General features: G+C 53.7%; 16 protein-coding genes. 15 read left to right on the top strand and 1 reads right to left on the bottom strand.

What is annotated here, in order from left to right; genetic code table 11:
- Nucleotides 1-149 precede the first annotated feature (149 nt).
- The 13 genes from ACFOLF_RS01360 (at nucleotide 150) to ACFOLF_RS01300 (ending at nucleotide 12,160) form a co-directional block, all read left to right on the top strand.
- Nucleotides 150-2,105 (top strand): ATP-dependent DNA helicase, encoded by a 1,956-nt coding sequence (locus tag ACFOLF_RS01360; RefSeq protein WP_210040661.1) that lies wholly within the window; start codon nucleotides 150-152, stop codon nucleotides 2,103-2,105.
- Between the two features lie 283 nt (nucleotides 2,106-2,388).
- Nucleotides 2,389-3,459 (top strand): XdhC family protein, encoded by a 1,071-nt coding sequence (locus ACFOLF_RS01355; RefSeq protein ID WP_210040662.1) that lies wholly within the window; start codon nucleotides 2,389-2,391, stop codon nucleotides 3,457-3,459.
- Entirely contained in the window at nucleotides 3,407-3,955 is a 549-nt protein-coding gene (locus ACFOLF_RS01350) for a nucleotidyltransferase family protein (RefSeq protein ID WP_210040664.1), read from the top strand. Before ACFOLF_RS01355 ends, ACFOLF_RS01350 begins: the two co-directional genes overlap by 53 nt.
- A 174-nt stretch (nucleotides 3,956-4,129) precedes the next feature.
- Nucleotides 4,130-5,083: an FAD binding domain-containing protein gene (locus ACFOLF_RS01345; RefSeq protein ID WP_210040666.1), complete on the top strand. Its 954-nt coding sequence runs from the start codon at nucleotides 4,130-4,132 to the stop codon at nucleotides 5,081-5,083.
- A 56-nt stretch (nucleotides 5,084-5,139) separates the two neighbouring features.
- A complete protein-coding gene (gene pucD / locus ACFOLF_RS01340; RefSeq protein WP_210041016.1) occupies nucleotides 5,140-7,515 on the top strand; it encodes a xanthine dehydrogenase subunit D in 2,376 nt (791 codons plus the stop codon).
- Nucleotides 7,512-8,018 carry a (2Fe-2S)-binding protein gene (locus tag ACFOLF_RS01335; protein ID WP_210040669.1) on the top strand — a complete coding sequence of 169 codons (507 nt, stop codon included), beginning with the start codon at nucleotides 7,512-7,514 and terminating at the stop codon, nucleotides 8,016-8,018. Before pucD ends, ACFOLF_RS01335 begins: the two co-directional genes overlap by 4 nt.
- 2 nt (nucleotides 8,019-8,020) lie before the next feature.
- Nucleotides 8,021-8,224: a hypothetical protein gene (locus ACFOLF_RS01330; RefSeq protein WP_210040670.1), complete on the top strand. Its 204-nt coding sequence runs from the start codon at nucleotides 8,021-8,023 to the stop codon at nucleotides 8,222-8,224.
- A complete protein-coding gene (gene uraD / locus ACFOLF_RS01325) occupies nucleotides 8,221-8,730 on the top strand; it encodes a 2-oxo-4-hydroxy-4-carboxy-5-ureidoimidazoline decarboxylase (protein WP_210040672.1) in 510 nt (169 codons plus the stop codon). Before ACFOLF_RS01330 ends, uraD begins: the two co-directional genes overlap by 4 nt.
- A 35-nt stretch (nucleotides 8,731-8,765) precedes the next feature.
- Nucleotides 8,766-9,794, top strand: coding sequence for a factor-independent urate hydroxylase (gene pucL, locus ACFOLF_RS01320; protein WP_210040675.1), 1,029 nt, complete (start codon nucleotides 8,766-8,768; stop codon nucleotides 9,792-9,794).
- The gene (uraH, locus tag ACFOLF_RS01315) at nucleotides 9,791-10,153 is read left to right on the top strand and encodes a hydroxyisourate hydrolase (protein ID WP_210040677.1); all 363 of its coding nucleotides are present in this window, start codon (nucleotides 9,791-9,793) and stop codon (nucleotides 10,151-10,153) included. Before pucL ends, uraH begins: the two co-directional genes overlap by 4 nt.
- Nucleotides 10,154-10,305: 152 nt before the next feature.
- Nucleotides 10,306-10,515: a hypothetical protein gene (locus tag ACFOLF_RS01310; protein ID WP_210040679.1), complete on the top strand. Its 210-nt coding sequence runs from the start codon at nucleotides 10,306-10,308 to the stop codon at nucleotides 10,513-10,515.
- Nucleotides 10,516-10,782: 267 nt separating this feature from the next.
- Nucleotides 10,783-11,244, top strand: coding sequence for a nuclear transport factor 2 family protein (locus ACFOLF_RS01305; protein ID WP_210040681.1), 462 nt, complete (start codon nucleotides 10,783-10,785; stop codon nucleotides 11,242-11,244).
- A 259-nt stretch (nucleotides 11,245-11,503) separates the two neighbouring features.
- Entirely contained in the window at nucleotides 11,504-12,160 is a 657-nt protein-coding gene (locus tag ACFOLF_RS01300; protein WP_210040684.1) for a FusB/FusC family EF-G-binding protein, read from the top strand.
- Nucleotides 12,161-12,166: 6 nt separating this feature from the next.
- Here the strand turns inward: ACFOLF_RS01300 and ACFOLF_RS01295 are convergent, their stop codons facing one another.
- Entirely contained in the window at nucleotides 12,167-12,715 is a 549-nt protein-coding gene (locus ACFOLF_RS01295; protein WP_210040686.1) for an NADPH-dependent FMN reductase, read from the bottom strand.
- Nucleotides 12,716-12,933: 218 nt separating this feature from the next.
- Here ACFOLF_RS01295 and ACFOLF_RS01290 point away from each other — a divergent pair, with 218 nt between their 5' ends.
- Together ACFOLF_RS01290 and ACFOLF_RS01285 are read left to right on the top strand one after the other, a co-directional pair.
- Nucleotides 12,934-14,013 (top strand): D-alanine--D-alanine ligase family protein, encoded by a 1,080-nt coding sequence (locus tag ACFOLF_RS01290; protein ID WP_210040688.1) that lies wholly within the window; start codon nucleotides 12,934-12,936, stop codon nucleotides 14,011-14,013.
- A 7-nt stretch (nucleotides 14,014-14,020) separates the two neighbouring features.
- Complete coding sequence (locus ACFOLF_RS01285) at nucleotides 14,021-15,424, top strand: UDP-N-acetylmuramoyl-tripeptide--D-alanyl-D-alanine ligase (protein ID WP_210040690.1); 1,404 nt, start codon at nucleotides 14,021-14,023, stop codon at nucleotides 15,422-15,424.
- Nucleotides 15,425-15,443 lie beyond the last annotated feature (19 nt).

The following is a 15,443-nucleotide window of genomic DNA, read 5'->3' as shown; positions in this document are numbered from 1 at the left end:
CGTATGTTTGCCTGTTTATTATACATGCTTTTTCCATTACGTCAAACCCCGCGCAGCCATTTCATTCAAGGTTGTTTTTATGGGCAAGCCATGTGATAATTATCTATTGCGCGGCATTATGATATTTTGCTTATGGAGGATAACAGACTGTGGAACGATACCCTTTTGAATATGACCCGTCACGCTCTTCCTTCGCTCAGCAGGCAGGCGAATGGATCGCGGATGTGTTTTACGATATATTGCCGGAGCACGGCTTTGAAGTCAGAGATGAACAGATTTATATGGCCTTTCAATTAGAGAGGGCTTTTGCCGACAAGAAGACGATTTTTGCGGAAGCGGGAGTCGGTACGGGGAAGACGCTTGTTTATCTCCTTTATACGGTGTGCTATGCGCGTTACATGCGCAAGCCGGCCGTGATCGCCTGTGCCGATGAGTCGCTTATCGAGCAGCTGGTGAAGCCGGAAGGCGATATTGCCAAGCTGGTAGAGCATCTGGGTCTTGCGATCGATGCGAGACTCGGCAAGTCTCCGGATCAGTACCTGTGCCTGATCAAGCTTGAGCATGCCAGAGTGGGAGATGACGAAGCGGGATTGTTCGAGGACATCACCAAGGAGCTCCCGACATTTGTCCAATCGCCTGCGGCCATGCAGACCTTTCATTCCTATGGAGACCGCAAGGATTATCCGACACTCAGTGATGAGCAGTGGAACAAGATCAATTGGGATTCCTTCCAGGATTGCTTTATTTGCGAGAAAAGGCACCGCTGCGGCCAGACGCTTTCCCGCGATCATTACCGCCGTTCGCAGGATCTGATTATTTGCTCCCATGATTATTATATGGAGCATGTGTGGACTTACGAAGGCCGCAAACGCGAAGGACAGCTGCCGCTGCTGCCCGATCATTGCGCGGTTGTTTTTGACGAGGGGCATCTTCTGGAATCAGCCAGCCAGAAGGCGCTCAGCTACAAGATCAAGCATGATGTGTTCGAAGAATTGATTATCCGGCTGCTGCAGAATGAAATCCGGGAATCGCTTGCACTGCTGATCGACGATGCGATTCTTCAGAGCGAGAGAATGTTCGCCGCGCTGCAGCGCAAAAGTCTGGTCATCCCCGGCTCGGACCGCAAGCAGATTCTGCTGGATGACGCTTTGCTGCATGAAGTGAACCAGTTCAGGGGGCTGCTCGCCTCGATTGAGGATGAACTGGTTTTCGAAGGCGAGCTATTCGTATTGAACCATTATCAGCTGCGCATTGTGGAGGAGCATCTGGAGATGATGCAGAAGGCGTTGGCGCTCTTTTTCATCTCGGATTCCCTGATATGCTGGCTCACCGAGGGCAAAGACGGCCCGACGCTGTCCATCATGCCCAGAACGGTAAAGGAAGTGCTCAAGGAGCATGTGTTCGACTCGCATATGCCGATCATCTTCTCCTCGGCTACCTTGTCGGTTGACGGTTCCTTCGATTACGTGGCGGACAGCCTGGGCATTCAGCAGTATTTGTCCTTCTCGGCGGCATCGCCCTATGATTATGCATCCCATATGAAGGCATTCGCGCCTTCATGGACCTTTGGCGGCCGATTCGGAGAGAAAATGGCTGCGGCTGTTCATCTGTTGAAGCGGACCGAAGGCAGAGCCTTGATTTTATTCCCGTCCAGAGAAGAGCTGAAGCAGTTCAAAGAGGAGATCGCCACTTATCCGGAAGTGTTCGGCATGACCTTTTTGTTTGAAGGGGATGGCGAAATCAGCCGGCTGATTGACCTCTTCCAGAATGATGAAGCAAGCATTCTGTGCGCGGTCAGCTTATGGGAGGGGCTTGATGTGCCGGGCCCATCCTTGTCCAATGTGATTATTTGGGCGCTGCCTTTTCCTCCTCAGGATCCGGTCTTCATGGCCAAGCGCGGCAGCGCGAAGGACCCCTTTCACGAGGTGGATCTGCCCTATATGCTGCTTCGCCTGAGACAGGGGATCGGACGCTTGATCCGAACCAGCTCGGATACCGGCATCGTCTCCATTCTGTATGAAGAAGCATCCGGCTCTCACCAGCTTAGACCGTATATCGAGTCCGTCATGCCCGAAGGCATTCTCCTGGAAGAGCTGATCCTTTAAAACATGCCGTTGCGTGTTTGATCTTCTGACAGCCCAGTTCCTGCTGATTCAGGGATTAAGGGCTGTTTTTGTGTTATATAAGTTAACATAACTATTGAAAAATTATCGAAATGGGATTATCATGTTAAGTAATATAACATTAACGAAAAGCTGAACCTCCTTTTTCAAACCCATCTCCGTTTACCTTTTCCTAACATCCGGATTACACCGTTTTTCCTGCCGCTTTCGCTAATTACAGTAAGACTTCCGCAGTCCGAAAAGATCTTTGGAGGAGGTTTGCTGCATGGATAACTATTCCGTCCTTGAGACAATTGTTCATCGTGACGAACCTGCCGTGATGGCTACGTTGATTGGCGTGAAGGGTCACGCCTATCGAAAAGCAGGCGCGTCCATGATTCTCTGGCAGGATGGACGTACGACAGGCAGCCTCAGTCCCGGCTGTCTGGAATCCGATCTTAAAGAAAGGGTTCATGACCTGCTTGCAGCCGGCAGCTGTGAAATCATCGACTATAACTTGAATGCCGGTGAGGATGCGGTATGGGGCGGGAGCGTCGGCTGCGGCGGATCCGTCCGGGTTCTGCTTGAACCGGTTCTTGCCAAGCTGCGAGGCATAATGGCGGCGATCTATGCCAGAGTGCAGAGCGGAGGCAATGTCTGCCTGAGGCGGAGATTCAGCGGGGACGCGCTGATGTATCGTTTGCCTGGAATACCCGAAGACGGCGCAGCAATTCCATTCAGGTCCGGTATTCCGGAGAGCGCTGAACCATTCTTCGATGCCGTGTTCAAGCGGCCTCCGCGAGTCATCATATTCGGTGCTGGCGATGATTCCATTCCTATGGTTCATTTGATCCGGAAAATCGGCTTCCGCGTTGTTGTTGCGGATTGGCGGGCCGGCTTGTGCACGGAGAAACGATTTCAGGACGTACAATTTGCTTCGGGAAATCCGGAGTCCATTATAGAAAAGCTGCATCCGGGCAGCGGAGATTATGCCGTGATATGCAGCCACCAGCTTCAGCGCGACCGGGAAATGCTGGAGCTGCTGCTGCCGCACCGGCTGCGATATGTGGGAATACTCGGTTCCCGGGCCAGGATAGATCAATTAAGTGAAGGATTGGCCATCACATCCAATGTGCATTCGCCTGTAGGTTTGGCTATCGGCGCCGAAGGGCCGGAGGAAATCGCGGTCAGCATTGCCGCCGAAATTATCGCGGTCAAGGCAGGATACGACATAACAGTCAAGAAAGGGGCTGCTCGCAATCAGAGTCGCAGGGTTGTATTTGGCAGCTGGTTCCAGCAAAAGAATGGGAGAGACGAAGCTGTCGCTAGAGCTGTCTCCCGGAATAACACTCGGTAGCCGGGCGCTTCGTGAAATGCGTCAGTGCGGGCTCGATTCATTGACGGTGGTTGTCCGTCCGGAGGATCCGCTGCTTTGGTTATATGACCGGAAGGATTACAGGAGTCCGCTTGCCAAATACCGGATTGTCGCATGCAAGGAGGCTCATTTGGGCATGTCGCATTCCATCCGCGAAGGGCTTGCTGCGCTGCTGTCCGATGAGCCGGATGCTATTGTTGTCGCGCTGGCGGATCAGCCGTTCATTACCGCCGCATTATTGAAAAGACTGATTTCCGTATTTGCGAAAAATCCGGATGCCGATTATGTGGCGGGGGGAATGGGAGTATCGGCGGCAGCCCCGCCTGCGGTGCTGGGCTATTTTTCAATCGCCGGAATACCGCGGGATCATCGTCCCGCATACGGCGGGATGGGCATTTATGGATGTGGATACGCCGGAGGAGCTGGCAAGAGCGAGAAATATCTGGTCGGAGCTGCAAATAAAAGTGAAATAATCTGATGTTATATAAAGCTGCTGCAATCATATTAAGCTCCCGATAAATCCCTTGCATGAGGGATTTATTGGTTTATTCACTCCACATGAACGGCAAGCCAGCCGGAGCAGGCCAAGGCTGGATCAGATCCGTTTCAAGCCAAAGGACGCTGCAGCAAAGATGAGGAAGGAGGAGAGGCGATGATGGCGGCAGATGAAGAATATGTGATGCAGCCGCCCTTGGTCTGGCAGCCGGCGGATGCCGCCGAAGCCTGCAGGCTCAAGCTGAAATACGGAGGCGAGGCCGTCTTTGCGGCAGGCACAACGCTGCTTCGCACCCAGTGGGAATCGGGGCAGGCCAAGGCTCCGAAGCATTTGATTGATTTGGGCGCTGTAAACGGCATAAGAGGTATCTCCATTCACTCCGATTCCATTGTAATTGGCGCATGCACCACCTTGTCTGCTGTTCGCCGAAATCCGATTCTGGCTGAAACCTTTCCCCTGCTGCAGGATGCGGCTTGCGTCATTGCGGCGCCTTCGATCCGCAACCTGGCCACAATCGGCGGAAATATCGTGTCAGCGATTGGCGATTCTCTTCCTGCTCTTCTTGTATATGGAGCCGAGCTGATCTGGCATGACGGCTGCAGGCTGATTACGGAGCCGCTTGCAGAGTGGCTGAATCAGCGGTCAACAACCGGAAGCGGCAGAATGGGCAGTTTGCTGCTTCAGGTTAAGCTGCCCTATATCCGGGAGATAGCATTTCCATCCGTCATGGAAACGGAAAGCTCCGGTGTGCTGCCAAATTACTTTTATGCCTATGAGAAAGTGGGGCGGAGGGAGAGCTTCACGCCATCTTTGGTAACAACGGCGTTAACCGGAGCCATGGATGGAAGCTGCCGGCTGTCAGATGTCCGCATTGCCGCGGGCGGGGGACAGATGGTCCCTGTCCGTCTGCATGCGGCTGAAACGCTGCTGGAGGGCAGATCTGTCGATGAGGAGCTTCTTGGCGGCCTTTATGAGCAGATTCTTATTGAATATCAGCCGATTGGCGATGCCTTTGCATCCGCAGCATACCGCAAGCAAACGGCTGCCAATCTCATTGCGGCAAGGATCTGGCGCAGCTGGAATAGTAACGGCGATACCCGATATATGTGATGTACTCCGTTGTGATCTGCCTGACAACCGATTCCAAAACAGAGGCGGTGGAGAATATGCTGTTAAACCGCAAGGCCAGCGGCAAGCGCTGGCGGGTAAGACCGGATGGTCCGGGCAAGGTCACAGGCAAGCTCGCCTACCTGACGGATATGACCGCAGAGGGAATGCTGGTTGGCCGTATATTGCGGAGCCCCCATCCCCATGCAAGGATCATTGAAATACGCATGGATAAAGCCAAACAGCTGCGCGGCGTTCATGCCGTGCTTGCAAGCGGGGATGTCCCGGGGCTGAATGCTTTCGGCATTGCCGTTCAGGACCAGCCCGTCTTCTGTACGGACCGGGTGCGGTACGTTGGGGATGCCGTCGCAGCGGTCGCAGCGGAAACGGCAGAGCTGGCAGAGCTGGCGCTGCAGTTGATTGAGGTCGATTACGAGGTGCTGCCGGTTATCGGGGATCCCGTTCAGGCGCTCCGGGAGGAAACGCCGCTGCTCCATGCCCATGGCAATGTGCTTCATCGCACCGGTTACAGTCATGGCGATATTGCATCCGGAATTGCCGCATGCCGCCATATCGTGGAGGAAACCTATACAACGCCAAGGCAGATGCACACCTATATGGAAACGGAAGGCGGTCTGTTTGTTCCTGACGAGAATGGCCGTCTGATTGTATATGCGCCAACGCAGCATGGTTTTCTTGACCGGCTGCAGCTGGCGCGCATCACCGCACTGCCGGAGAGCGGGATTCGCGTCATATCGAGTCCTATCGGCGGCTCCTTCGGCGGCAAAGACGAGCTGAATGTACAGCCGTATGGCGCCCTTCTGGCACTGGCCGCGAAGCGTCCGGTCCGTATTCACAACTCCCGCTGGGAATCGGTGCGGGCCGGGCTCAAACGCCACCCCATGACCATCCATATGAAGACGGGGATCGATGGGAACGGCCGGATTATGGCGCATGAGGTTCAAATAACGGCGGATACCGGCCCTTATGCGACACTTGGAGCTGAGGTGCTGAATTTCGCTACCGAGCATGTGCTTGGCCCCTACCGCTATGAGCATACGGATATTCAAAGCATATCCGTTTATACCAATAACGGGATGTCGGGAGAATTCCGCGGCTTCGGAGGAAATCAGGCGGTCTTCGCGCTGGAGGGTCAGCTGGACCGGCTGGCCCTGGCCGCGGGCATGGATCCCTGGGAGCTGCGCCGCATAAATTTGCGGGAGCCAGCTGACCCGGGTCCCTTCGGCCAGCCGATTGCCGTAACGGACGGAGCACGCCAGGCATGGGAGGCTATGGCGGAAGCATCGATCTGGAGGGATAGGCATTCCGCCGAGAAGCAGGAGACGGAGCGCAGGCGGGAGCCTTGGCTGCATACCGGGGTGGGGGCGGCTTACATTATGCATGGCTCGGGTCTTGGCGTGGGCATCCCCGACTTTGCGGGAGGAAGGCTCACCCTTGCGGAGGACGGGCGGATCGAGGCTGCCTTCGGCTATGAAGAGTTCGGGCAGGGGCTGCTTGCCACGCTTGAGCTGATGCTGATCGAGCAGTTCGGATTTGATCCCGGCGACCTGAGGCTGATCATTGGCGATACCGATCATGTGCCGCGGAGCGGCTCCAGCACCGCATCGCGGGCGACGAGCATGATGTGGAAATCGCTGCGCAACCTGCAGCCGCTCTTCACGGGCAAGCTGCTGGAGGCGGCGGGTCAGGCGCTCGGGCTGCCGTCCGATCAGCTGGCACTCGGTCCCGGCGGCATCTATGCCAAGGCGAATGAGTGGGAGTGTACGGGCAGAGCCGCTTCGGATGCGGCAGGCTTCGGTGGGGTATCCGCTGAGCCTTTGCCTCAACCAGCACCTCCAGAGCTGCTCCTCACCTATAAAGAACTTGCCCTGACTGCGGGTGAACCTCTCACAGCGGAGACCGGTTTTCATTTTCCGACATCTTCGTTCGGCAGGGTGGGAGCGCATTTCATCTATTCCTATGGCGCAGTGGCGGTGAAGGTGGAGGTTAACACACTGACAGGAAGGGTGCGCGTCCTTGATCAATTTCATGCCGTTGCAGCCGGTCCCGTAATGAATCCGCAGGGTTATCTGGGCCAGATTGAAGGCGGGAGCAGCATGGCGCTTGGTTATACCCTCTCCGAAAACTCGCTGATGGATCAGGGGCACTATCTAGCGAAGAATCTCGATACGTACCTCATCCCGACGGTGGCCGATATGCGCGGGGGCATTGAAGTGCTGCCGATTGAGGAGCTTCCTGAAGGAGACGAGTACGGACCAAGGGGCATTGGCGAGATAGGCACGGTAGGTTTGGCTCCGGCGATTACGGCAGCCGTCCATGGCGCTGTCGGCAGATGGATCACCAGACTGCCGATCGATCCGTCCGAGCTGCAGGAGCGCCCTTCCTTTGCGCGGAAGGCGGTGAGCGGCAGATGAGCGGCCAGTCGTGGAGGGAAAAGGTACCGCAGGCCGGACCGTCGCTGAACTGTACGATCAATGATGAGCAGGTCGAGCTTAAGGTCGATCCGTCCAAAAGGCTCTTGTCCGTGCTCAGGGAGGATCTGCAGCTGACCGGGACCAAGCGCTCCTGCGAGATTGGACGCTGCGGGGCCTGCATGGTCCTGATGGACGGCAATCCGGTGAATGCCTGCCTGACTATGGCATATCAGTGTTCGGGAAAGCATATCACGACAATCGAAGGCCTGGACCGCGGCGGACTGCACCCCGTGCAGCAGGCTTTTCTGGAGGAAGGTGGCTATCAATGCGGATATTGCACGCCGGGCATGATTGTATCGGTGACCGCGCTGCTCACAGACAATCCATCGCCGACGGCGGCGGAAGTGGAAGAGGCATTATCGGGCAATCTTTGCAGATGCACCGGCTACGGCGGCATCCTCAGAGCCGTTCAGCGCGCGATTGATATGGGAAGGGGAGAATGATAATGGCGGAAGAATACAGAGATTATCATAGCGCTCTATTGCGCAGAAGTATGGAAATTTCAAGTCAGGCCATAACCGCAGGCAGCACAGCCTTCGGCGCACTTCTGGCAGGTAAGGATGGAGTAGCGCCGCTTGGACGGGTCGATGTTGAGATTAGCGTCTCAAGCTGCACCGGTCATGCCGTTCATGAAGGTTGCCGGTCATGACAATCTCCCTCTGGCAGTTAAATACTTTCAGTCGTGAGCTGTTCGTGCGCAGGCTTGGCGATATTTTCGAGAATTCCCCATGGGTGGCCGAGGCGGCATGGAGAAACAGGCCGTTCTATACGGTAAGAGAGCTTCATGACGCGATGATGCAGGCCGTATACGGCTCCTCGTCCCGCAAGAAGCTGGCGCTGATCCAGGCGCATCCCGATCTTGCGACGAGGCTGCAGGTAAGCGTGCATTCGGCCAAGGAGCAGCAGGGGGCTGACTTGAATCAGCTGTCTGAAGGAGAGCATGGCGCATTCGCCGAATTAAATGGCAAATACGTTGAAAAATACGGATTTCCTTATATTCTGGCGGTCCGCGGGAAGGCAAAGGAGGAGATTCTTGCGGATATGAATGCGAGGATGATGAACACCGAGGAAGAAGAGCGGACCAAGGCTTTAAGGGAAATCGCCCAGATTGCCTGGTTTCGTCTGAATGATCTGATCGAGGAAAATGCGAAATAACAGGTCTCCAACATCAAGGAAAGGGGATGACATGCATGATGAAAACAAGCAGTGGCCGCACGCTTTATTACGGAAAAGGCGACGTGATGGCATACCGCACCTATGCCAAACCGCTGACTGTCTCCGCCATTCCCGAGTCCGCCCATAGAGGCGATTCCAATGTCATCTTCGCTCATCATATTACATTTGCCGTGAGCAGCGATCTTTTGCTCGGTTCTTTTATCGAAGGAGATAATACATGGGTTGTTGCGACAGATTCGATGAAAAATTTCATCCTTCGCCATGCCGGTGATTATGAAGACGCGACTACCGAAGGATTTATCGCTTATCTGGGCCGCCGGTTTCTGGAGAAATACACGCATATCACCACGGTCGAGATTGCGGCGGACCGGATTCCTTACGAACCGCTGCAGGTAAACGGCGAAGCGGGTTTTGAAGACAGCGGGCTGGTGTACAGGCGGTCGCATAATGAACATGCCGGCGCCAAGCTTGAGCTTGCCCGGTCCAATCGTGGCGTTCAGATCACGGAGGGCTGGAGCAGCTTGTCCGATCTGCAGCTGATCAAAGTGAGCGGGAGCTCCTTTTTTGGTTTTATCCGGGATGAATATACGACGCTGCCGGATAGCTACGATCGGCCTTTATTTGTATTTCTCAATATCCATTGGCGGTATACCCATATTGACGATGCGCTCGACGCCGGGGAAGGGCGCTATGTTTCCGCTGCGCAGGTAAGAGATATTGCCCATCACGTTTTTCATGAATATAAGACGCCTTCGATCCAATATCTGATTGTGCAGATCGGACTAAGGCTGCTGAAGCGGTTTCCGCAGCTGGCTGAGATCAGATTCGAGTCCAACAACCGCACCTGGGAGACGGTGGTTGAGCCGGATCCGCAATCCAAAGCTGGCGTATTTACTGAGGCCCGGCCGCCGTTTGGATTTCAGGGCTTCTCCATGACCCAGGAGGATTTGGCGGATGAGGGAGAGGGGAAGGCTCTGCCCGGCGGCGAAGAGGATGGAACGGCAGGCCGTCCTGCCGACGGCGCAGTGGGGACTGAAGAATGAGCGGCGGGTTGACAACGCATGTGCTGGATATTTCACGAGGATTGCCCGCATCGGGTATGCGTATCCAATTGTGGTCGCTTCAAGAGGGCAGCGAACCGGTGCTGATTAAGATTGTGGAGACAAATGCGGATGGCCGCCTGGAAGCCCCGCTGCTTGCCGCGTGCGACCTGGCGGTTGGCGAATACCAGCTGGTGTTTGAGGCTGGAGATTATTTTGCAAGCCGTGAACCGGGGCGGGAGCAAAACGAGACGTTTCTGGATCAGATTCCGGTACGCTTCCAGGTACACGAGGCAGGTTCGCCGATTCATGTTCCGCTTCTGGTCGCTCCCGGGGGATACAGCACATACCGGGGCAGTTAACCGTTTCGGGGAACCGGCTTGTTGGAGCAATTGCAGCGTCGTTACGGGGTTTCTTGACCTGTAAGAATTTCAACTGCCGGCCTTATCAGGACTGGACATTCCTTTAATCCGGATGTTAGAGTAATGCTGACCGGATGGAGGGATTGGAGATTATGAACAATGAACAAGATATGAAGGTGCACCCTTTCTACGGGCACACCGAGCAAGCCTACGGGCTGCTACCGGCTGCTGAAGCAAGCCTGAGACAGCTGCAGCTTGCATTTGAACAGGTCAATGAGGATTTTTTGGCAATTGAGCTGAAGACGATGGCAGCCAGATTGCAGGAAATACGTCAGCTGCTGGCTGAAGGGCCGCAGGGCTGATTGGAAGAGCATGGTACAGGTTGCTGTCAGCCAATTTTGCTTATGGGATTTCTATGAATAGTGAGGAGGCCTGCATGCGCCAAGCAGGCTTTTTTTTCACCTTATAGAATGTATAAGTTTGTCTGAAAACAGCGCGTCAATTGGTGTCACATTATCCGCAGCTTCATACAATGGTACAAATGACCAGTGTGAAAAAGCGATTTTTTCAAATTCGAGTGATGTTGACGCATTGATAAAGCGGTATGACAACAGACAAGGAGAACCTGTATGCAAATTATTATGCCGCCCTTTACTTTGGAAACGGCAACTGCAAAAGTCCGCAAGGCGGAAGATGACTGGAACACCCGTAATCCGCAGCTGGTGGCAATGGACTACACTGAAGACAGCCGCTGGCGGAACCGGGCCGAATTCCCTGTGGGCCGAACAGAGATCATAGCCTTTCTGACGAGAAAGTGGAATAAAGAGCTGGATTACCGGCTAATCAAGGAGCTTTGGTCATTCAACGGCAACCGCATCGCAGTACGCTTCGCATATGAATGGCATGACGATAGCGGCCAATGGTTCCGGTCCTACGGGAACGAGAACTGGGAGTTTAATGCGAATGGCTTGAATAAGCGCCGTTACGCATCAATCAATGATATGCCTATCAGCTGCGCTGAGCGGAAATATCACTGGCCTTTGGGGCGGCGTCCGGATAACGATCCCAGCCTCTCCGAGCTTGGTCTTTAGTTTTCGCTATGACAACTGCACAGCGCAGACACTTTAATCTTAACGAGTGAAGACGTTATCGGGTGGAATCAGCCGGGTAACGTCTTTTTCATTCTCACCAGCAAATGCTTACAGGGGAAAGGCAGCGGTATTTTAATGGAGATGGACCAGACTGTGTGCGCGCAGCTGGCCTATGTTCTTTTTCTTTATGGATGGGATTGATAAATCATTGAATTTTTGTGAAAATAGAAAGGGCGTGCAAGTGCAAGGAAGGGGAACCATGATGCAGAAGCCTTTTATACGCAATCATCAATTTAATGTCATTAACAATGAGGCCGCCTATCTCGGCCGGACAATCCGTACAAGTTCTGATGCCTCTGTCATTGAGGCGGTCAAATATAACGTGGAAACCAAAATACTGGCCGCGTTCCCGGAGCTGACCGATACTCAGAAGGAACTGCTGCTGTTCATCATCAAGCTCCGGACGGAACAGGAGTTTCAAGATTATCTGGACGCTCTGGCGGCTTACCGCATCTCATTTCCGGAGGTCACGGAGCAGCTGGTCCGGGAGCTTTTTCCCAAAAACAAGAAGGTCAGGCAGCCGGATCCTTCGCTTCAGCATGATTATTCCTATACCTATTTCGGATGGCCCGATATCGGGACGAGCCGGATGTATCTGATTTATGAGCATCAAGGCGAAATGATCGGCGTTGAAGGGAAATACTCCCTGAACTGCAGGAAGGATCTATGCTGCATATGCAAGGGTTTTGGAGAAGTGGCGCTGGTTACGGCGATTTCCCGAAAAAAAGTCTCAGGCTCTCCCGAGTATTACAAGGCAATCGGCAATTATATGTGTTTCAAAAGTCATGAATGCAACAGCCGCATCACGGATCCAAGCGGCTTGGAGCGTTTTATCCGGGATGTGAATGCGAAGTAGCACGCTTTAGTCCGGGATTGCCCCAGCAAGCGCCTGAAGAACATCGCGCAGCGAATCGGATGTTGCGGCATCGGTTATCTCGCCTGCTGCGTTCAGCTTTATTGTAATCATCGGAACGGTCATCGAAGCATTCTCTACTACTTTGGCGCTCATCATATTCAGCGTCAGCAGGAGGGAAGCATAGGCTTTGTCTCCGCCAAGCGGGTTGGGGGAAGCGCTGATGACGGATACCGGCTTGTCCATAAACTCTCCTGAGGAAACGATCCAGTCTAGCGCATTCTTCAGCGATCCCGGCACTCCGGCTGCATATTCCGGGGTACAGATGATCACGCCATCCGCCTGCTTCAACCGCTCCCGCAGTTCGGCTACAGCAGGATGAGGGGTGTCTGTATCGATCTCGGGATTGAAATGAGGCAGGCTGCCGAGCCCTGCGTAGAAAGTAAAATGCATTCCGGAAGGCGCTAATGCGGCTGCTGCCTGCAGCAGTCTGGTATTGGAGGATTGGGCGCGAAGGCTGCCGGATATCGCTAATATGTTCATGGATCGTTGGCTCATCTCGTATTTCCTTCTTTCTCGATATGATGTGTTTATTATCATACCTTCCCTAACCCGGGCTCGTCTATAATAGACGTGAATCCTTGATTGGCCTAGCCCGATGTTATAAACAGTGCCATTTTCTTAATGATTTCTTAAGCTTTTTTTAGGAGTCTCTTTAGTTTCTTTGGTTATGCTAGTACGAGATAACCGATAGACAACCGGGAGGCTTTTTTTATATGAAAACATTGCTGTATGTATTCTACGGAGGAAAATCTGTTGAACATGAGATCTCATTGAAAACAGCCTATACCGTTATGCAGGCGATAAATGAAAGCAAATTTGATCTTTACCCCATATATATAACGCGGGAAGGCTGCTGGTGCAGCCAAGGGAAGCTCACCGGCAAAGATTTTGCAATCAGCGATTTGGTTCTCGAAGCTGCCGAGGAAGAGCCGGCTGGATCGATTGGCAGCATTCTGACCCGTTTATTCGCGGTGCAAGGCAAAAAAGTCGTGCTGCCCATGCTGCATGGCGCAAATGGCGAGGATGGCACGATCCAGGGACTGCTGGAGCTGCTGAATGTGCCCTATGTCGGCAACGGTGTGCTCGCGTCCGCTTTAACGCTTGATAAGGCTGTCACCAAGGAGGTGCTGGCTGCGGCGGGCCTTCCTCAGGCGGATTATCTGACTTTCCCGCACATGAAGTGGATAGAGGACCAAGGAAGCATATTGAGCCGGGTCGAGGAAGAAATCGGATTTCCCTGCTATATCAAGCCTGCCTCTTTGGGCTCCAGCATTGGCATCACCAGATGTCTGGACAAGGAGCGGCTGACAGATGCCATTGAGGAAGCATACCGTTACGACCGTAAAATCGTCGTGGAGAAGGAGGTGCGGGGAAGAGAAATTCAAGTGGCGGTAATGGGTAATGAACGCCCGCTGGTTTCTGTCCCCGGCGAGTTCCTTCAGGATAAAGCCTTCTTCGACTATGATGCCAAATATATTGACGGCCGTCTGACGATGTCCATACCCGCTGACATTCCGGACGCTCTGGCCGGGCAGCTCCGGCAGGCGGCAGAGCTTGCCTATCAGGCCTTGAACTGCTCGGGACTGGCGCGCGTGGATTTCTTCATCGATGATGCGGGAAGACTGTATGTGAATGAAATTAATGCGCTTCCGGGATTTACAGCCTTCAGCATGTATCCGGTTATGTGGGAGCGGACTGATGGAACCACCTATTCCGAGCTGATAGAGAAGCTGATCGATTATGCCTTCAACCGCCATGCGGAGAAACAATTGATACAGTATTCAAGGGAGTGATTTGAAGATGATACAAAAAACGATTCAGCAAATATCTGTTATGGTACGGGCGATGAACAAGATTCCGCAGGAGCAGGCGGCTGTCGAAATTAGGGGAGTCTCCATTGACACGCGCACGCTGCAGCAGGGTAATCTCTACATACCGATTGCGGGCGAGCGCTTCAATGGACATGAATTTGCCCGGCAGGCGATAGAAGCTGGCGCGGCAGCAATGCTCTGGAACAAGTCTGAGCCCAATCCGCCGATTGGCGGGATTCCGGTGCTGCTGGTGACTGATACGCTTACGGCGATTCAGGCGCTTGCCAGGGAATACCGGATGCAGCTGCCGGTGAAGGTGATCGCGATAACGGGCAGCAACGGCAAAACGTCAACGAAGGATATCCTTGCAGGCTGTCTTTCAAAGTCGTTCAGAACGCAGAAAACGTTCGGCAATTTGAACAATCATCTGGGTGTGCCCCTGACACTGCTGGAGCTGAATGAGGATACCGAGATGGCTGTCGTGGAGATGGGCATGTCCGGACTTGGCGAAATCGCGCTGCTGTCCTCCCTGGCTCTTCCGGATATAGCGATTATTACGAATATCGGTGATGCTCATCTGGGCGATTTGGGCAGCAAAGAGAATATCCTGAAGGCGAAGCTGGAAATCCTTCATGGCTTGAAACGGGATGGAATCCTTTATTACAACGGCGATGATCCTATGCTTCGGACGGGATTGGGTGTACAGGAATGGCCTTATGACCTCAAGACCTTCGGGATGGAGGCTCACAATGACTATCACCCCGTCTGCCATGAGATGAATTTGGAGGGAACAAGCTTCAAAATTGCCCAGGACTTGTTAATGTCATTAACTATTCCGTTAATAGGACATTTCCAGCTGGTGAATGCTCTTGCCGCGATTGCGGTCGCATCCAATCTTGGCATGGACCTGGGCACGGTGAAAGCGGGACTGGCTGAGGCCAAGCTGACAGGAATGCGCAATGAGGTCGTTCGCACCGATCATTTCACCATTATTAACGACACGTATAAATCCAATCCCGCAAGCGCAGCTGCAGCACTGCAGACGTTATATACCCTTCCGGGCAGCCGGCAAAAAATAGCCGTCCTGGGCGATATGCAGGATATGGGCGAGCAGGCAGTTTCGCTGCATGAGGAGCTTGGCTCACTGGCCGACGCGGAGCAGCTGGACTATTTATTCACGTTTGGTCCCTTATCGGAACACACTGCCCGCAGCGCCCTTAAGAGGATGAATGCAGGCCATGTATTTCATTATACGAACAAGCAGGAGATGGTCCGTCATATTAAAACCATCCTCAAGCAGGATGCCTTGATCTGGATTAAAGCTTCCAGGGCGCTGAAGCTGGAGGACGTTGTTTCAAGTTTATTGAAGGATCAGGTTCTGAAAGCTGGCTGAAGGCAGGGGAGGGGTATGC

The organism is Paenibacillus sepulcri (assembly GCF_042647105.1).
Lineage (GTDB): Bacteria > Bacillota > Bacilli > Paenibacillales > Paenibacillaceae > Paenibacillus_Z > Paenibacillus_Z sepulcri.
The sequence above is the reverse complement of the archived record's forward strand: the minus strand, read 5'-3'. Positions and strand labels throughout refer to the sequence as shown.

What these genes read in the sequence shown, in the direction of transcription:
- pucL (WP_210040675.1), top strand. Translation starts at nt 8,766, where the DNA reads ATGATGAAAACAAGCAGTGGCCGCACGCTTTATTACGGAAAAGGCGAC.
- ACFOLF_RS01285 (WP_210040690.1), top strand. Translation starts at nt 14,021, where the DNA reads ATGATACAAAAAACGATTCAGCAAATATCTGTTATGGTACGGGCGATG.
- uraH (WP_210040677.1), top strand. Translation starts at nt 9,791, where the DNA reads ATGAGCGGCGGGTTGACAACGCATGTGCTGGATATTTCACGAGGATTG.
- ACFOLF_RS01335 (WP_210040669.1), top strand. Translation starts at nt 7,512, where the DNA reads ATGAGCGGCCAGTCGTGGAGGGAAAAGGTACCGCAGGCCGGACCGTCG.
- ACFOLF_RS01355 (WP_210040662.1), top strand. Translation starts at nt 2,389, where the DNA reads ATGGATAACTATTCCGTCCTTGAGACAATTGTTCATCGTGACGAACCT.
- pucD (WP_210041016.1), top strand. Translation starts at nt 5,140, where the DNA reads ATGCTGTTAAACCGCAAGGCCAGCGGCAAGCGCTGGCGGGTAAGACCG.
- ACFOLF_RS01305 (WP_210040681.1), top strand. Translation starts at nt 10,783, where the DNA reads ATGCAAATTATTATGCCGCCCTTTACTTTGGAAACGGCAACTGCAAAA.
- ACFOLF_RS01330 (WP_210040670.1), top strand. Translation starts at nt 8,021, where the DNA reads ATGGCGGAAGAATACAGAGATTATCATAGCGCTCTATTGCGCAGAAGT.
- ACFOLF_RS01310 (WP_210040679.1), top strand. Translation starts at nt 10,306, where the DNA reads ATGAACAATGAACAAGATATGAAGGTGCACCCTTTCTACGGGCACACC.
- ACFOLF_RS01290 (WP_210040688.1), top strand. Translation starts at nt 12,934, where the DNA reads ATGAAAACATTGCTGTATGTATTCTACGGAGGAAAATCTGTTGAACAT.
- ACFOLF_RS01295 (WP_210040686.1), bottom strand. Translation starts at nt 12,715, where the DNA reads ATGAGCCAACGATCCATGAACATATTAGCGATATCCGGCAGCCTTCGC.
- ACFOLF_RS01350 (WP_210040664.1), top strand. Translation starts at nt 3,407, where the DNA reads ATGGGAGAGACGAAGCTGTCGCTAGAGCTGTCTCCCGGAATAACACTC.
- ACFOLF_RS01300 (WP_210040684.1), top strand. Translation starts at nt 11,504, where the DNA reads ATGATGCAGAAGCCTTTTATACGCAATCATCAATTTAATGTCATTAAC.
- uraD (WP_210040672.1), top strand. Translation starts at nt 8,221, where the DNA reads ATGACAATCTCCCTCTGGCAGTTAAATACTTTCAGTCGTGAGCTGTTC.
- ACFOLF_RS01345 (WP_210040666.1), top strand. Translation starts at nt 4,130, where the DNA reads ATGATGGCGGCAGATGAAGAATATGTGATGCAGCCGCCCTTGGTCTGG.